General features: G+C 49.5%; 10 protein-coding genes. 3 read left to right on the top strand and 7 right to left on the bottom strand.

The window, feature by feature from the left end:
* Positions 1–8: 8 nt before the first annotated feature.
* Entirely contained in the window at positions 9–2,099 is a 2,091-nt protein-coding gene (locus EXU85_RS25240; RefSeq protein ID WP_142774746.1) for a reprolysin-like metallopeptidase, read from the bottom strand.
* Positions 2,100–2,681: 582 nt separating this feature from the next.
* Positions 2,682–6,377, bottom strand: a complete 3,696-nt coding sequence (locus EXU85_RS25235) for a PAS domain S-box protein (protein WP_142774745.1) — start codon at positions 6,375–6,377, stop codon at positions 2,682–2,684.
* A gap of 162 nt (positions 6,378–6,539) precedes the next feature.
* Here EXU85_RS25235 and EXU85_RS25230 point away from each other — a divergent pair, with 162 nt between their 5' ends.
* The 3 genes from EXU85_RS25230 (at position 6,540) to EXU85_RS25220 (ending at position 8,940) form a co-directional block, all read left to right on the top strand.
* Positions 6,540–6,875 carry a PKD domain-containing protein gene (locus EXU85_RS25230; RefSeq protein WP_142774744.1) on the top strand — a complete coding sequence of 112 codons (336 nt, stop codon included), beginning with the start codon at positions 6,540–6,542 and terminating at the stop codon, positions 6,873–6,875.
* Between the two features lie 6 nt (positions 6,876–6,881).
* Positions 6,882–8,024, top strand: a complete 1,143-nt coding sequence (locus tag EXU85_RS25225) for a hypothetical protein (RefSeq protein ID WP_142774743.1) — start codon at positions 6,882–6,884, stop codon at positions 8,022–8,024.
* 94 nt (positions 8,025–8,118) lie between these two features.
* Positions 8,119–8,940, top strand: a complete 822-nt coding sequence (locus EXU85_RS25220) for a hypothetical protein (RefSeq protein ID WP_142774742.1) — start codon at positions 8,119–8,121, stop codon at positions 8,938–8,940.
* A 126-nt stretch (positions 8,941–9,066) separates the two neighbouring features.
* On the opposite strand, the gene EXU85_RS25215 is transcribed toward EXU85_RS25220, so the two are convergent.
* From EXU85_RS25215 to EXU85_RS25195, 5 genes are all read right to left on the bottom strand, one after another.
* Positions 9,067–10,476, bottom strand: a complete 1,410-nt coding sequence (locus EXU85_RS25215; protein WP_142774741.1) for a WG repeat-containing protein — start codon at positions 10,474–10,476, stop codon at positions 9,067–9,069.
* 119 nt (positions 10,477–10,595) lie between these two features.
* Positions 10,596–11,333 carry an FkbM family methyltransferase gene (locus tag EXU85_RS25210; protein ID WP_142774740.1) on the bottom strand — a complete coding sequence of 246 codons (738 nt, stop codon included), beginning with the start codon at positions 11,331–11,333 and terminating at the stop codon, positions 10,596–10,598.
* Positions 11,334–11,381: 48 nt separating this feature from the next.
* On the bottom strand, positions 11,382–11,984 hold the full coding sequence (locus EXU85_RS25205; protein WP_142774739.1) for a TIGR02281 family clan AA aspartic protease: 603 nt from the start codon (positions 11,982–11,984) through the stop codon (positions 11,382–11,384).
* Positions 11,985–12,215: 231 nt separating this feature from the next.
* Positions 12,216–13,538, bottom strand: a complete 1,323-nt coding sequence (locus EXU85_RS25200) for a hypothetical protein (RefSeq protein WP_142774738.1) — start codon at positions 13,536–13,538, stop codon at positions 12,216–12,218.
* A gap of 104 nt (positions 13,539–13,642) precedes the next feature.
* Positions 13,643–17,077: a hypothetical protein gene (locus EXU85_RS25195; protein WP_142774737.1), complete on the bottom strand. Its 3,435-nt coding sequence runs from the start codon at positions 17,075–17,077 to the stop codon at positions 13,643–13,645.
* Positions 17,078–17,094 lie beyond the last annotated feature (17 nt).

Here is a 17,094-nt window from a genome sequence, read left to right as displayed (position 1 = left end):
ACTGGTTTCTACTTTGCTGAGATTACCGTGACGGTTATGGGTGGACACTGGCAGATCACCGCCTGAGGAGCCACAATGGAAAAGTCGGTATTTGAAATGTCGAAGAAAATGTTGTTGCTGCTCTGCACTTTGATGCGGGCCGCACTGGTCAGAACCGCCGGAAGCGTAATGGTTTCACTGCCATCATTGGGCGTGTTGGCAACCAGCGTGGTCGGAAAGGTTAACCCACCATCGGTCGACAATAAAATAGCTACGCTCGTACAACTAACCGGGGCCGCTGTTGTATTGGCTACATCCCAGGTGATCGTCTTTGTTGAATTGCCGGGGTAAGATCCCGCTAAATTGGTCGTTTCTAAAAACGGCCCAGAATTGTCGGCAATCGTTACCGTTACGTCACCATACGTAACACCACCGGCATTGTCGCGTACCGTGAGTCGGTGAGTTGTGGTAATACCTACCGATGGAAGTTTATCTCCTTTTGCCGAATTCGTGCCATCTAAGATGCTGGTTAAGCGAGGGAATGAGCGAGTTCCGGAAGCTACCGGCTCATAGCTCCTGAAAAAAGGAGGCTGAGCCGTATTGGCTAGTGTTGTTACATCAGGATTAATCAGGCCCGTATTGGTTCCTTCCCAGGAGTAACTCAGCACATTACCCGCATCCGAATCGGTAGCCGTACCGGTCAAGGCGAATGGGGTAGATTTGGGAATGGTTGTATTGGCAGGAAGTAACGAAATGACCGGAATCGAGTTATTCGTTGCTGTAGCGGTGAAACAGGTTAATGTACTGATGTACGCCTGGGCCTGATCGTAATTGACCGTATGGAAATTCAAAAATGGTTGATACGTAGCTTCATAATCATCATTTCCGGTGGCATCACTACAGGTAAATCCATAACTCATGATGGTTGTGCCAGAACCAGGCTCAACGGACGTTTCGGGCGTACGAGTTGTGCAAACAGGCACGCTGCTATTGTAGCTGTGGCTCATGCCAAACTGATGCCCCATTTCATGTGCGATTAACTGATCGTCAAAAACGGGGGCGTACGAACCGTCGCCTACGCCGGATACGCCTTGCCCTTTGTATGGGTCATCGCATACCGATGGACTGCTGGCAATACCTCCGCCAGATCCACCTGTATACCCCAACACATGACCTACATCATAATTGGCGTTTCCGATCACGGCGTCCAGATTGGCCTGGTTTTCATCCATCATTGTAATCTGATCATCATTCGAGTAGGGGTCGGTGGCAGTGTTGGCATACACCAGGTTTAGATCACTAATCAGGGTAAAGGCAACACTCAGCTCTGTCCTATAGATGGCATTGATCCGGTTAACATAACCAACCAAACCGGCAAATGCGAGATTGACATTTCCCCCCGAAACCCCGTTTCCGCCATAAGCAACCTGATTCGTAAACTCAGCATCGGCAGCTACGGCTAACCGGAACGTGCGAAGCATATCGCCCGAACCAGCCGCACTTCTGCGGGCTCCTTTGGTATCTTTATCCGGGAATTTCAGGCGATTTTTTGCATCCGGGCTTCCGCATTTACTGGATTGCCCAAACGTTTTTGTCAATGGTTGTTTTTCGGCATCACTGGCGAAATAAACCCGGTATAAAGGATCCGAGTTGTCTTTCGATACTTTATCGTAATAAACTGCATCGTGGTTTGGGCCTAACATTATAGCATTAAAGCCTAAGGCTGTGAAGCTTATTCGAATAGTATAGCTTGAGTTGGTTTTACCCTTACCTGTATACGTTTTGATCTCGGGATGTTTGGCAGCTACTGTTTCGGAAAGTATTGGCGACTCCTGCATCGCAAATGTTTCCAGCATACCGTTTGGTAACGGGACCTCCAGGGGTAGTGGCGTGCCATTATTTCTGAATTCAAGGGGTGCTTTGGCTAAATAGCTTCGTAATTGATCTTCTTTGAGTAAATAAAACGATAGCTTTTTTATGTTTCTGGTCATGGAAACATCCATTTTCATCCGACCTGTTGGGGCTGATGTAAAATAGGTTTGCTGGGCTTTGACAATGAAAGTCCCCATGACGAACATGATAGAAAAGGCAATCTTGCTTAGGTAAAACCTTGGCTGCATGTAGGAGTTGGTTAAGTAAAGTCGATGTCACAGATGCTCGTTTATAGCACGAATCAGTAGGCCCATAGATCAGTAACTCATAGTGCCAAATGCGATCGTATGACTCTTTTTAGTATAGCCAATTGAGCATGCGATACCCTAACTGATTAGTGAGGTATTCAGGAAAGTATGGACAAAGGCCTCAATAGCCTGGTTTGTTCAACTTCCCTGTCCAGTGATTATAAATAAGTAACCTAGTGAACGGCAATTTTAAAGCCAAGTATATACTCGCCGGTCAAATTCGGGTGACTACTGATAATCTACTGACTGTTTTGGGAGATGATGAAACGAATCCGGGGAGAAATCGCTCCTATAAATGATTGAGAACTCCTTGGTTGATGCAGGTATACAAGATTCATGCCATGCGCAAATTGGCCACTATGGAGGGTTAATCACGTTATTCTGGAGGCTCCCAACCGAGTGACGGATTGCTCAGGAATTCGATGTCCAAGCCTACGCGAGTTTGGCGGATGACTAACTAAAATACCCGGCAATGAACTGGTATTTTCCATTGCCGGGTATATAAAAGTCGTCTGTACGTACTTACTTCTTCCACTCCGCCAAAAACTCCTCGAATGCCTGCTCGAGTGCCTGTAATGCTTCGGCCAACCCACTGGTATCGTTGAGTTTCAATTTACCTTCGGCGGTACGCGCAATATCAGCTACGCGGGATACTCCGATGGTACCAGCACTGCCTTTCAAGGTATGCAGATGGCTCTTAACGGTCGGAATATCACCCAACGAGTAAGCCGATAGCGAGCCGTTGACCAGGTCACTGGCTTCTGTTACGAATTCTTCCATGATGCTGTCTACCAAATCCTGACCGCCTATGTCGCGAAGTTGCCCAACAATCTCTTCGTCAATAATGGGTAAAGCGGGTTCGGCAACCTTCATGATGGGTTTGGCTACGGGTGCCACCGGAAGCTCAGGAGCATGTTTGGCACGATTTGCATCCGTCAGCTCTTTGACCTTGGCAACCAGACTCTGCGCACGGATTGGCTTGGCAATATAGTCGTCCAGACCCTGACTGATGAAGCGTTCCCGATCTTCCTTCATCGAATAGGCCGTCATGGCTACAATGGTCGGTAGGCGTTTGCCAAACTGTTCGCGCAGTCGGCGAGTGGCTTCAACACCGTCCATATCCGGCATCTGTATGTCCATAAAAATGACATCAAACCCCGCGTATTCGCCGGTAGTAGCGCCTGCTTCTCTGGATTCTACTTCCCGAATAGCGGCCGGGCCACTGTCGGCGGTAGTGACAATGCAGCCTGACTTTCGAAGGATTTCGCTCGCTACTTTGCGGTTCACCGCATTATCATCGACCAATAATACATTCGGATGGTAGGTGCTGAAGAAGTTGGCCAGGGCAATCTCGGCCACTTCGGTCGCCTGTTGCGTTGGGCTTATGGCGGTTTCTTTCAGTTCAATCGTGAACCAGAAGGTGCTACCCATGCCAACCGTTGATTCCACGCCCACTTCACCTTTCATCAGGTGAGCCAGTTCTTTCGAAATGGCCAGCCCAAGTCCCGTACCACCGAATGATTTCCGGGAGGACGTATCTACCTGACTGAACGAATTGAACAGCAGGTTAATATTCTGGGGAGAAATACCGATCCCTGAATCCTTAACCGCCACCCGAATCCGGTTGAATTTACCCCGCTTGCTAATCAGCGAAGCCTCAACCCGGATGGAACCGTGCTCAGTGAATTTGATGGCATTGCTGGTTAGATTCGACAGAATTTGCAGTAACCGGGTCTGGTCGGCAATGACAAACGTGGGCAGGTCTGGCCCAAGATGATACGTTAGATCATTGTTTTTAGAATTGGCCTGCTGACCAAAGAGCGCAATCAGCTTCTCAAAAATCTCCTTAAACGCTACCGGCGACTCGTGAAGAACCATCTTTCCGGCCTCAATTTTGGAGAGGTCCAGAATGTCGTTCAGAATGTTCAGCAGCGTTTCCGACGAGCGTTTAACGGTTCTTACATAGCTACGCTGTTCCTCGTCCAACTGCGTATCGTTCAGCAGATCAATCATGCCGATAACCCCGTTCATGGGCGTTCGGATTTCGTGACTCATGTTGGCCAGAAACTGCTCTTTTACTTTCAATGACCGTTCGGCTTCGTCTTTTGCTTTTACTAACTCGGCCGATTGCTTTTTCAGCTCGGTGATATCACGGGCCAGTACAGCTACTACCGAGTTACTGCCCGGTTCATCGTTCAACATCAGCATGTTAAACATGTACTGGCGTTCGCTGCCATCTTTCCGACGCATACTCGCTTCGAAATTACGTAGGCTCCGATTCCGGCCTAGTTTGAACATGGCATGCCGAATCGCATTTTCGTCGATAAAGAACTTGGTTATCTCCTGGCCCAGCACTTCGTCCGGCGTGTACCCCATTCGTTTAAAGATGGATGGGCTGATCATCGTAACGCGCCCTTTTCGATCTACCCGGGCATAAATGTCCTGTAGATTTTCGAAGATACCCCGGAATTTTTCTTCACTCTGCCGGGTGGCAATTTCAGCCCGTCGGCGGTTGGTGATGTTCCGGGCAATCCCCGATACTTCGTCAATAACACCACCCGCCAGTAAAATTGGGTTGAGGTGAAACTCATAATACGTTTCACCGCTGGGGGTCATAAAATGGAGTTCAAAATTCTGAGCATGCCCCCGGAAAGCTTTCCGGTAATGTTCTTCGAGTCGTTGTCGATTGTCATCCCCAATCATGCGCCAGCCAAGTTCGGGCGCGCTGGCCTTGATGGCTGGTGTTTCATGGACTTGATATTCAATCAGACGGGCGTAGTTTTTGTTGAACGAGGTGAGTTGCAGCGCTTTATTCACCGACCAGATCAAATACGTACTACTGTCGAAAATGGCGTTCAGCCGGGCGTTCTGCTTATCCAGGCGTGCCTCCGACTGCTTTCGGGCAATGGCCAGCGCCACCTGTCCCGAAATAAACTCCAGCAACTCCAGATCACGGGGTCCATAGGTCTGCGCATCGTCGTACGATTTTACGCCGATGATCCCCGTAATCTCGTCGCCAATTCGAAGGGGGGCCGTTAGCATTACCTGCGGCTGGCGTTGCCCATACAGATCAATGTTATGATGCTCTTCCAGTTGACGAATGTCCCGCTCGTACAGAAATAAAGGCTTGTTGGCCAGAATGGTGTATTCAATAATGCCATTCCCTAATTTCCGTTTGGTAAATCGCATATTACTCCCGAAGTACTCATCAACATAGTACGGGAAGGATAAAAACGTTTTGGTGGAGTCATAGAGCGCAATGAAGAAATTACGCGCGTCGATAATGTTGCCTAGTTCTTCATGAATTTTATGATATAGTTCGCCAAGATTGGGTGTATTAATTGTCCAGTTGGCAATACTGTAATAGAGCTTTTGCGATTTTTCGGCCCGGATTTTGCCTGTTGTATCGTGCAGAATACAGCGGAAGGCCGTAGGACGACCGTTATCGAACCGGCAGTTGACACTCCCGGATAGAAACAGGGTTTTGCCGGTTTTACTCCGAAAAACGGTTTCAACATAAGGGAGTTTATCGCCTTCCTGAATGCGTCTGAGCAGACCGAGTGTACTGGTGGCATAATCGGGGTGAAGAACATCCCGCAGGTTCAGTGCCGAAATCTCTTCGGAGCTATATCCAAGCGCTTCGCGCCAGGCACGGTTCACGAAGATAAATTTGCCATCGAGCGTTAGTAACTGAATCAGATCGGACGTGTTATCGACCAAATCCTGAAGCTGCGCGTTGGTATTGGATAGGGCAGAAGCAACCCGACGTTTGTTTGTTACATCTTCGCCAATAACGGTAAACGACGACACATGGCCATCATCGCCATTGATAATTACGGAGTTGAGTTGCACATTGCGCAAAGCACCCGAGCGGGCAAGGAGGGTGATTTCTTTTTGTTCGGGAAATCCTCCTTTCACTAAAGCGTCTTCGAATTCGATTTCGAGTCGGGCACGGTCGGTAGGAGGAATGAAGATTTCGAAAAAGTTTTTGCCGATAACATCCTCGGGTTGCCAGGCTGTAACGCGGTACGTATACGGATTGGCATAGCTAAGGGTTCCGTCGCGCTCAATGGTGAGACCAACTAAATTGAGTTGGTCAACGGTTTGGCGAACGTTGAATATAGGCTGAGCGTCAGACAAGGTGAGTCCGTCGCGTTCGTGGTGTAGTCGTTGAATTTCGGCCACTAATTCATCTTTGGTTTTGGCAGACCAGCGCATGGCGTAAGGCAAAGGCAGTGAGTTGTATAAATTTACGAAAATGTTGGGTTCCGTTAACGACTGAATCTGAAATTGGAAATCAGCACAAGAAACGGATTTCCCTAATAGACTGTATTTCGTTCCATAAGTATTGCTTACTTTGTTACGTCCGAGCAGATAATTATGCTAAAGCGTTCTGTTTTTTTACTGGTATGGCTGGCTACAATAGCCTGTGAGCCCTTTGATCTAACGAAAAAAAACTTCCCTGTATGCGCGAAACCGTCGGCTTCGATTGGCTATACAGTTGGGCAGTTAGATGTTACTTTTTTTCTGGATAATCCCCAGGGCGACATCGGCGTTGCTGGCTGGGACCCGGGCGATAATAAAGGGAAAACCCGCGTTGGTACACGAGTAACGTACAGCTACGATCAACCTGGCACGTACACGATTACGCTCAGTATTGCCAATTCGTGCGATGATAAATTTACGGCTACCCGGCAAGTTACTGTCAGCAATTAACTCATTATGCGCCTACTTCTCCTCTTTTTTCTTTGCCTATTTCTGGTTTTGCCGGGCCAGGCGCAGGAGCGCGTCCGAAATGTTCGGATTTATGTGGTTGATTCGGTACAACTCGAAATTCGGTATGATCTCATGAATGCCCGTGCTGGCGACTCTGTCTATTTTGAGATACGTAGTCGCTTGCGGGGACCGTTACGCATACTGCCCGAATTTGTGCGGGGCGATGTAGGCACTCAGATTACGGCGGGGTCTGATCGACGGATTATCTGGGATGCGCTGGCCAATGGGTATTCATTAAATGAAGAAGTTCAGGCAAAAGTGCTGGTGAAAACAAGCGTTCCGCTCGTTGCTTCCCAACCCACAACCCTACCGGAGCCCGTAGCCGTTCAGAAGCCGGTTGTGACAACGCCTAAACCGGAGCCTGTTCCGCCAAAGCCAACAGCAAAAGAATCTGTCGTTCGTGAAGAACCCATATCGAAAACGTCGACATCATCACGTAACCGAACAACTCGACCAAAACCATCCATTTTCGCAGCTGATTCTGTACCCTCGCAGCCAGTCACGCCCACGCCTGTGGTTGCTGTGCCGCCCTCTCAGCCACCGGCTTCAGTAGGGGTTTCAACGCCGGTTCCACAACAACCAGCCTCACAAACCATCGCCGTAGTGCAATCTGTTGAACCTGCCCCGACGGCTGCGGTAGCGGATACGGTTCGGCCTAAACGAATGCGCTATGCCGGACCCGCCTGGGCATTATTGTCGGCCGTGGCACCGGGTATTGGGAATATTTTTGTGCAACTGCCGAAACCCAAAATTGGCCTGCGTCCGTTATTGACGGTCGGCTGTTATGGGCTGATTGCCTATGGATTGGCAGAGCGGAAAAAATCGCAGGATGCCTTTGCTATTTACGAGGATCAGAAGAACGCGACGGCGGGGGAACCCTACTACCAAACTGCCAACGACCACCACCATCGGTATTTCATGGCTACCCGAGGTGCTGTAGTTGTGGCGGCTGCCGATGTGATTCTAACCTTTATTAAAGGCCTGCGTAATACTCAGATTCAGAAAGAAGCCCGGCGTATTGATGGGGTTTCACTTCGGCCCGGTCTTCAGGCCGGACAGATGACGGCTGTTGTACGGTACTCGTTTTAAAGAGCGAAAGAGTGAAAGAATGCTTCTCCGTTGTGGTGAAAATTCTAATGCAGCTTTTCGCTCTTTTACTCTCTCATTCTTTCACTCATTAATTATGCGTCTGTTCCTGACAAGTAGCTTTATCGTTCTGGTATCGGTCATCAGCGTTGCGCAGTCGACGGGGCGACGTACAAAATCGGCAGTTTATTCGGCTTCCAGCGAATGGAAAAAAGTAACGCTTAAAGCAACCGCTCGATTGGCCACTGCCCGGCCTGTTAATACGCCAGCGGCCCCTGTTCCTCAACCGGTAGTCCAGCCCACTGAACAAGCGGAGCCTGCTCCTGTTATCACGTCGTCCAGTCCCGACTTTCGGCCCGCTTTTACAGGCGATTTTGCAACCAACCGGAATGGCTGGAAAGCGGGTAATCATGGGGATTACAATTATCAGATTGGGATGGGGCGTTACAGCATTCGAAAGCGTAATACAAACACCCAGCAAGTGGCGTTCAGTGCTGTTGAGTTGCCCACCGATATCAATCTGAACCGGGCTGATCTTTTCACGATAAAAGTTGATGTATTAGCCGATTCTGGTCAGGTTCCAACAGGTGGAGTGCTCTTTGGGGTAAAAGATTCGCTCAATTATTCGGCCTTTATGCTGAATGTGAAGGGCGAAGTATCGATTATCCGCGTGGCCAACGGAAAAACCTTTAGCGATTATATGCCCGGCGATTACTTCCTGCCCGGCGTGTCGGTTGAAAAGAACCGGAATAGACTGATGATTCAGCGCAAAGGAGAAACGCTACGATTTTACATTAACGCCCAGGAAATCCGAACGAGTCCCTACGCCTTCAAAATGCTTCCCGGAAATGGCATCGGGTTAGCCGCTTCGGGCTATTGGACATCGTTCCAGAAGCTAAGTGTAGTGTTGGGGAATTAGCGATTGGTGGAGTGAGTGTAGTAGTGTAGTTAGTGTAATGAGTGAAGTAAGTGAAGTTGGTGGAGGAGTGTTTTTCCTACTGCACTTACTTCACTCATTACACTAACTACACTACTTTCACCAACATTAATTCCTCACCTGTTCGCCGTTTCGGTTGATGGTCATGAGCTGGCCGTTGAGGAATACGGCGGCTGTGTTGCCGCGGAAGGGCGTAACGGCTTCAAATTCGGGCTGAATTACCCATTCGTCATCTTCATTGATGTATCCCCAGCGTCCTTTGCTACGGGCCCGTCGCCAGCCGCGTTCATCGGCTCCGAGTTCTACTTTGTCGTACAATTTGTTGCCGAAAGCTTCTTCGTATTTTCCCTGCCGGGCATCGGCTGGGGTAGCGGGCTTTGTTTCAGGCTCGGGTATAACGGGTTTCGCTTCTAGAGGCTTGTTTATAGGTTTGTCTTCGCGTTGAGGGACATCGGTCGAGGCAACGGTCGGTTCGTTTGGAGCAGCCGTTGGCGAATCGATCGCTTCACTTGTTGGGGGTTCTTTATCGGGTTCCTGATGGCTTACTGCCGAAACTTCGGTTGACTGTTCTTCCTGTCTCGAACTGGTTCTTTGTTCAGTTTTACGCTTTGGTTTTGGCTCAGGGGGGCGAGAGTTACTGCTTTTGATAAACCAATAGATAATGGCCAACAGCGCCATCGCGAATAAAACGCCATAAACGCCACTCCGGTCGCGGGGAATCACATCTACCCGAACGGTGCTCAATGGATTGTTATTCGCATCAAAAAGGGTATAGTCTGTACTTTTCGTCGGTTTAACCCAGCCCCGATTAGTGGGCGACAGACCCTCTCCTAAATCATCAATTGTTACGGCCAGCAAATTCTCGACTTCCCAGGCCAGTGTTACGGATTGGCCCTTATGCACACGGGCAGGAGTAGCCGTAAAGGAGCGCACAATAGGCGGGGGCTCTGGCAGGCTAGATGACGTTGTTGGGGCCGGTTGTTCAACCACTACAGGTGGTGGCGTAACAGGTGGTTTGATTGGCTCTGGATCACGAACCGTAATCTGTTGAGGCTCTGGTTTGGGTAATTCCGGTTCTGATTTGATTAACTCCTCAAACGTGTCGGGTTTAGCAATAGGAGCGACTACAGGTGCAGGAGGCACCACTACAACAGGCTCAACTGGTTTTGGAGCCGGAGTAGGAGCCAGACGTTGCAGGACAAGGGGAACCCAGCGATTCCGGACAAAATCCGCAGAGAGCTTTAACGAAGTAGCCGCATTGACAATCTGATTCAGATCCTGATCAATCAGGTGAGCGCGTGAAGGCTGAGCCAGACGGGCAATACGAGCCTGTATGTTTTGGAACAACAGGCTGTTATTGGCTACTTCCTGGCTTATTTCGTTTGCCCGCTTCAGCGCGTCGGTCAACGGAAGGCCTGCCTGTTGTGCATCCTGAAGGTAGCCGTTGGTTCGCCAAACGTCGGGCCCGTCGAGAACAATGGCTTCGCGAAGTCGGTCGGTCAGTTCGGTTTCAGTCATTGGATGGCGTTGAATAGAACGCTGATTGTTATGATTAATATGATTTAGGATGATCTTTAAATTAGTTTTTAAAATCATACCTGTTCTTAAAGATCATAAGAATCAGCGTTCTATTTGTTTTAAGAATATCGCATAAAGAGGGCAGTTGTCCAGGAAAGCTCCATACCACTTGCCCGTTCTTTTTCATAGTAATCAACCAGTCGCATGTTGTGGATGCGCATCAGCGCAAGAATTTCCAGCGGATCGGATTGCCCTTCGTACAGGGGGGCAAAATTCAGTTCCAGTAAGACGGCTCCAACCCGTTTTTTTCGGAACAGTTCAGCTCCTCCGCGCAACACTGGAAGTTCAAAGCCCTGCGTATCAATTTTAAGTAAATCAATCTGCTCAATACTGTGTGTTGCACAGAAATGATCCAGCGTATCTACCTGAACGGATTCGGCCAAAATTAGCTTCTCTTCCGCAAATATATTTTCTGATTTGTTGACATTCATCGGAAGAAATGAACTCAGTTCCGATTGAGTGTAATTCCGAAACTCAGCAACGCCTGCCTGTTCCCCCAAGGCAAGCTGGTGAAGCTTTACCTGTGGACCGAACGATTGGCTTGCTAAGGCCGCAAAGGTAGCAGATGAGGGTTCAAACGCATGAATAGCTGGGCTGCGGAAGCAGCTTTTAAGTAGTTCTATGGTTTGCCCACGATTAGCACCTATATCAAAACAAAGCGGATTTTCCTTGTGGACCACTACCTTCAGATCATACGTAAGGTCATGACCATTTACCGCGTTTGGATATCGACGAGCAACGAATAGGCCAAAGGCGGAAAAAACCGATTTTACGTAGTCAATTACCGTTTTATTCATGGTCGTCAAATGGGTCGGAATGCAGTATCCTGCAATAAACACCAAATTTCAGTCGAACGTCACCGTGTTCCGTCGATAATCCACGGAAATTTTACCAAACTTCGATAACGCCGACTGACCCAGCAGCAAAGGAGCCTTTGTACTACGCACTACATTGGCCGTCACATTTTCGAGAACCCGGTCTCCGATCTGCACGGATTTTAGCCGAATTAGATCACCGGGCGATAAGTCGCCATTTGCATCTTCAAACCGCGACTGGCCTACAATATCATCTTCGGTAATTGTGCCTTGTTTCATCATGAACTCGGCTTCGGTGGAGGATATAGAAATCAGGCTGGCGCCGGTATCCAGAATGAATTTCATGGGATGGCCATTAATGATAACCGGGACTTTATAAACGCCTTTTTCTTTTTCCATAGCCACTTCCGTGGGGCCACTCCCAATTTGGGTTAGGGTTGGTTTTGGTATCGGGGCTGCTGTCTGGGCCGTTTGACTCCTGGGCTGATCTGCCTTACTATGTTTGCTTTTGCGCGGCTGATGACTTCCAGATCGTGAACATCCCGAACAACCTGACAGGTAAACGGTTATTGCGAACAGGCAGATGAATATAGTGAATCGGATAGCCAATAAGCTAACATGTGTGGTTTTCATACCTATGTAACGAATGAGCGACCCGGACAAGACGCCTGGGTACATAATTTTTTGACAGGATTACAGGATTAACAGAATTTTTGGTGATAAAATCAATCCTGTTAATCCTGTAATCCTGTCAAAAAATGAGCATATCTCAGGCGTGGTGCTCTTCTTTCTTGTGGTATAACTTCTCAAAGATTTCAGCGACAGTGGTGATATAGACAATCCTCGCACTGCCATCGGCCTTGTTTATTCGTACCGAATCAATGCCTTTGTCTTCACGCGCCAGACTCCGTTTTCGAGCATTGCGGTCCCATCCCGACGCATCGTAATACGGGTGTGGGTAGCCGTATAGCTATTCTCACTCTCGCAGGCGGGTTCAATCATGTAGTTTCGATACGTCAGAAACCGTGCTAGACGGCCTGGTTCGGCCTCAAACCGGAACGAAGCTACCGATGGGTTTTCGGCGCTAACACTGAACCGGTAGGCCGATTCGGGGGAGAGTGAGCCGGATTTCTGGGATAGATCGAATTGTCCGTTTGGATCGGGTGGGGGGAAATAGAATACTTCCGAGCGGGTAGGGGCTGGTAGAGGCTCAGGCACCTGAACGATGGGTGTCGGCTCCTGAATCTGAACGGGTTCAGGCGCTGTAACTGGCTCAACAATGGGCTCACTCGAGCGCACAACGGGCGCGGATTTTGGCGGGACATCGCCACTTTGTTTTTTCAGTTGCCGAATCACAACCAGCGGTTTATCAGTATCCAGTTCCCTAGCAATCGCGTCGTAAGCATCTGCTTTCTGACGATAGTCGACTCGTACCGTATTGACATTGTTACCAGAATTAGCTTTCTGGAATGATTCCAGGGAATTTCGCAGCCGATTGTTTTCCGCCAGTAACGCTTGCAGTTCGGCCTGCGCTGACCGGTATAATAATAAATAAATGGCTCCTGCGCCGACCAACAATCCAACTAATCCACTGACGATCATCATCCAGAGTTGTTTTTCCTCTCGTTCCTTTCCTTCACGCTCTAGCTTGCCAATTTGAAAGGCTGCCGGGTCTATATCATTACCTGGCACCGCTTCAGAAACCGATGCACTTTCCGAAACCGTTGGGGTTGGCTCAGGGGCCACAGCGGGCGGTAGCATGCGGTCAATTTTAGCCAATATCTGCGCCTGTACCGATGAGTTGAGCGGCTTACCATAATTGTTGTCGGCTTTGTATCGAGCATAGAAAGTACCTAACTGCTTCCGAATAGCCGCGTTTGCTTCTTCTGGCGACATCGTGTTAAAGGCCGCTGTGTTTTTTAGTTCACTCAGCTCCTGCATTTTTACGCCAACCTGATCCCAGCTCCCAACGGTGCGGATAATGGTCTGCGGATCGCACCCATCGCTGCAACTTAGTAACTGGGTATAAATGGTTTGCGCTTTCAACTGACCTTTTTCCTGGCTGATTTTACCAAAAACAGCAATGGCCACATCCTTCGTCATCGTATCAACCGCCGATTGGTTGATGCTCTGAGCGAAGGATCCGGTTGTAAGCAGAGTTAGTATAAAAAAGAGGATTGTTCGCATAAGTTTGTCATTCATAGTCATTAGTTGTCATTCATAGCCAGTGATTGTAATTTGTAACCATACATGACTACCAATGACAATTATTGACCATGAATGACCCTATTTTACGCTAATGCGTTGGCTAATTTGTTAATGGCGCCAATGAGTGGATAAAAGAACAACGTTTCTTCAATCGGTGCGCCAAGGGCGTCGGTCATGCCACTGTACTCCGCAGCCACATCGCCCTCTTTCCGTTGAATACCGTCCATAAGCGAGGTGTCCAGGTGCGTTCGTAGCTCCTGCTGCGCAATCACCAGCGACCGTGCCGATACATTCAGGTTTCTGACGAAACTAAACTGCTGGTTGATGGCGAAGAAGAAGTCGATGAACGCATTGGTTTCTTTCAGCAACGAGTCGATCACTTCCGGCTTGCGTAAGTCAGCGTACGTTAATGCCGGAAACTCGTCATTAAAGGTAGCCGGATAGACATAATTAATAGCCTCGGTATCAACCGGGCGGCTGTTGGCGGGCTGCATAAGTGCGCCTTTGCAGGTTACTTCTTTAGGGCCCTTACGTTCATAAAACAGCGTTAGTCCACTGGGATCGTACGTTTGATCGTATACTTTCTCGAAAATTGCCCGTGCCAGTTTACCCAGCATCTGATCGTCGGAACTAATGATGGTGAGCAGTTTCGAGCCCGTCCCGCTAAACGTAATGGCTCCCGGTAAACTGATATTCCGGTGCTTCATCAGCCGCGCAATATGGTAAAGCAGCGCCGAATAGAACAACACGAATACTACTTTCAGATCCTCATCTTTGGCTAGTATGCCGTTGAACGACAGCATACTTTTGGCTTTCACATCGTTGCTTTTTTCGATGGAGAACCAGAATGCCATAATGTCTTCCGACCGATTTGTATCCAGAATTCGCCGGTTGTTATCACTCAGGTTACCTAGGCTCTGGCTATCCAGCAATGTCTGAATCCGGTCGGCGTATTTGCGCACGAAACCGTTGTGACTGGCCGCACCGTATTCGCTGAAGGCATCACCGTAGATGGCATTACCCGCAAACCGGAACGAGGTCAACAGCTTAGGCTCGTTGCGTTCATACACGACCACATCAGATGTGCCACCACCAATATCCACGTTAATAACAGGCCGGGCCGATGCACTCAACGTTGGATTCTGTTTGTAATAATAGAATGGAGCTACCGACTCCGACACCTCGCGCAATCGACCCGCCGACCCGCCAATATAGCGGTCATACAGCAACTGCCAGTCGGCGCGGAGTTGACTCACCCGGCCGGGGGTCATACTGGCGGGGAAGAACCAGTACACTGTAGTTTGGGCCAGATTGCCACCTTCGGTCAGCACCTTATTCTTGATGAGCATCAGCAACTCTTCCAGGAAAGCCTCGACACGACGTTCGGTCTGGTCGCTGGTTTTGGCCCATTTTAAGTTGGTGGTGATGCGGTTGGAACCGGCCGGTTGCCGCTCTACGTAGAATGGAATATTGAAATCGGCGAGCGCCTGCGTCTGCTGATTGAAACTTAGATTCATCGGCTCGGCAATGGCCGTTCGTGTCGGGAAATTATCCGGGCGACCGGGACCGATAGTTGGCGGAACGAACTCCAGGTCGTACAGCAAAAACAACTCGAACAGGGCCGGATTGTACTGCGCCGGAGCTACTAAAGTAGCTACCTGTGGGGTCAGTTCGGCCACGTCGAACGGGCGGGGTGATCCCCCATCCACTTTGTATTCAACGTGGGTATTGGTTGTCCCAAAATCCACCGAAAACTCAAACTGCTTGCTACCGCCGTTATACAACTGCCAGCGCGGAATGAGCACCCCATTCATTTCACGGCCATCGCCACGGATGTTCGCCTGTAAGTAATCGAACTCCTCGCGCAGTACATAATACACACTCGATCCATCCGTATTCTGTTGACGGACTGTGCGCTGATGCTTCGATTCCGCTTTTACCTCTGCATTGTCCTTCTGGCCGAAATAGGCCAGCTCATATTGGTTCTGGCTATCGAAACCCGATTCAATAAGCTGCACCCGATAATCGGCAGGTACAGTAACCGCACCCGACCGAACAAACGGATAGATGTTGACCGTAAATGAATTCTCGACAATGATGCCCTCGTTACTGGCTTCGTTCGGTGCACTTGAGGTGCCCGCTGTGAGACTATACACCCGTTCGAAAGTGACGAACTGGTTACCGGGTTGGTTGGGCGCTGTGACCGGAATATCGAGCGTTACATTGATCCCGCCCCCCTGTGGGGTCATCTTCAATCGAACCCGACCCGTGAGCAAATCATCGACATCGAAGAAGTCAAAGAAATCCTTTTTGAGCGGAAGCAGAAAGCCTTTGTCGGTAGCGGGCGTTTGTAGATTTCCATCGAAGAACCGACCCCGATCGGTTGGGAAGGGTAGCCGGATCAGGTAGGGCTCCAGCAAATCACTGACCGTGAGCCAGGGGTAATTTCCGGGCTGACCTGGTAAGGGACGCTGGTTGTCGCGCCACGACTCGCGGGCGTAGTAGGGCACCGGCGTATTCGAGTTCCACTGCGCCTGTGGTACGTACATGAACTGCCGGAAAAAGCGGTTTTGTAGCGCCATTGGCCGTGGTTGATTTGGATTCAGCCGGGCGTACTTATCAGACTTGATAATGAAATCACTGACTTTGTCGATTGCGCGGGCATCGGACTTTTTCTTACGAAGCGGGAAACCCAGTACTTCCACAATATCACCCGGTCCGGTGGTCAGTTCATCGAAATCCTGATCGAATTTTTCGCGTGTTAGCAACGGTTGCCCATTATGCGACTCGATATGTTCGTAGAACAAGCTCGGGTTTTGCTGCTGCAACAGACTACGGCTTCGGTTCAGGTAGTCGTCTACTTCGCGGAAGCGGTCGCGGAAGTTGGGCATGAACTGCTTGATTGCGTACCAGAACTTCTGGTATTCAATGTCACGCTGGTGCAACGGGCAAACGGATGCGTCGAACAGTCGATCATTTCCCATCGATACATCGACCCAACTTAGATCGTTGCCTGAACTGAAAAACAACGTTTTGGGTGATGTTCCGCCAACCACCCGCCCCCGGTAGCTCAGTACGAACAGGCGGTTGATATCCCCGAAATTGTACTCGGGCGCATCCTGATCCAGAAAGAGTTTTAGCGCATCACCAAGACGTTTGTGCCCCTGATTGGTCGACTGGCGAAGCCGGTTGAGATCGGTTTGAACGTCGAAGGGAGTAATGGTGATGTAAGTCTTGAGCTTGTCGTAGTTGAAAAATAACTCACCCACATCGAGCGCGTCGGATACCACACGCTGATCGTTCATGGTGCCGCTCAGGTCGGGCCTAAGAGCCAGATTGAGGAAGGCCGAACGCACCAGATCCATCCGGGCAAATGGACTTGGAATAGAGGTGGGCTGTTTTATGGTTTGACCACCCTGAGGGTCACGAATGGCCGCAATCTGGTCGGTGCCCAGCGGTTTGCTGACGTACCAGTGCAGGCCAGGAGTAGGGTTATGTAAGCTGAATGTTGTTGGCATAAATAAGGGTCATTTGT

The organism is Spirosoma sp. KCTC 42546, assembly GCF_006965485.1.
Taxonomy (GTDB): domain Bacteria; phylum Bacteroidota; class Bacteroidia; order Cytophagales; family Spirosomataceae; genus Spirosoma.
Note: the sequence above shows the minus strand (reverse complement) of the source record. Positions and strands in the feature narration are given on the sequence as shown.

What these genes read in the sequence shown, in the direction of transcription:
- EXU85_RS25240 (WP_142774746.1), bottom strand. Translation starts at nt 2,099, where the DNA reads ATGCAGCCAAGGTTTTACCTAAGCAAGATTGCCTTTTCTATCATGTTC.
- EXU85_RS25235 (WP_142774745.1), bottom strand. Translation starts at nt 6,377, where the DNA reads ATGCGCTGGTCTGCCAAAACCAAAGATGAATTAGTGGCCGAAATTCAA.
- EXU85_RS25230 (WP_142774744.1), top strand. Translation starts at nt 6,540, where the DNA reads ATGCTAAAGCGTTCTGTTTTTTTACTGGTATGGCTGGCTACAATAGCC.
- EXU85_RS25225 (WP_142774743.1), top strand. Translation starts at nt 6,882, where the DNA reads ATGCGCCTACTTCTCCTCTTTTTTCTTTGCCTATTTCTGGTTTTGCCG.
- EXU85_RS25220 (WP_142774742.1), top strand. Translation starts at nt 8,119, where the DNA reads ATGCGTCTGTTCCTGACAAGTAGCTTTATCGTTCTGGTATCGGTCATC.
- EXU85_RS25215 (WP_142774741.1), bottom strand. Translation starts at nt 10,476, where the DNA reads ATGACTGAAACCGAACTGACCGACCGACTTCGCGAAGCCATTGTTCTC.
- EXU85_RS25210 (WP_142774740.1), bottom strand. Translation starts at nt 11,333, where the DNA reads ATGAATAAAACGGTAATTGACTACGTAAAATCGGTTTTTTCCGCCTTT.
- EXU85_RS25205 (WP_142774739.1), bottom strand. Translation starts at nt 11,984, where the DNA reads ATGAAAACCACACATGTTAGCTTATTGGCTATCCGATTCACTATATTC.
- EXU85_RS25200 (WP_142774738.1), bottom strand. Translation starts at nt 13,538, where the DNA reads ATGCGAACAATCCTCTTTTTTATACTAACTCTGCTTACAACCGGATCC.
- EXU85_RS25195 (WP_142774737.1), bottom strand. Translation starts at nt 17,077, where the DNA reads ATGCCAACAACATTCAGCTTACATAACCCTACTCCTGGCCTGCACTGG.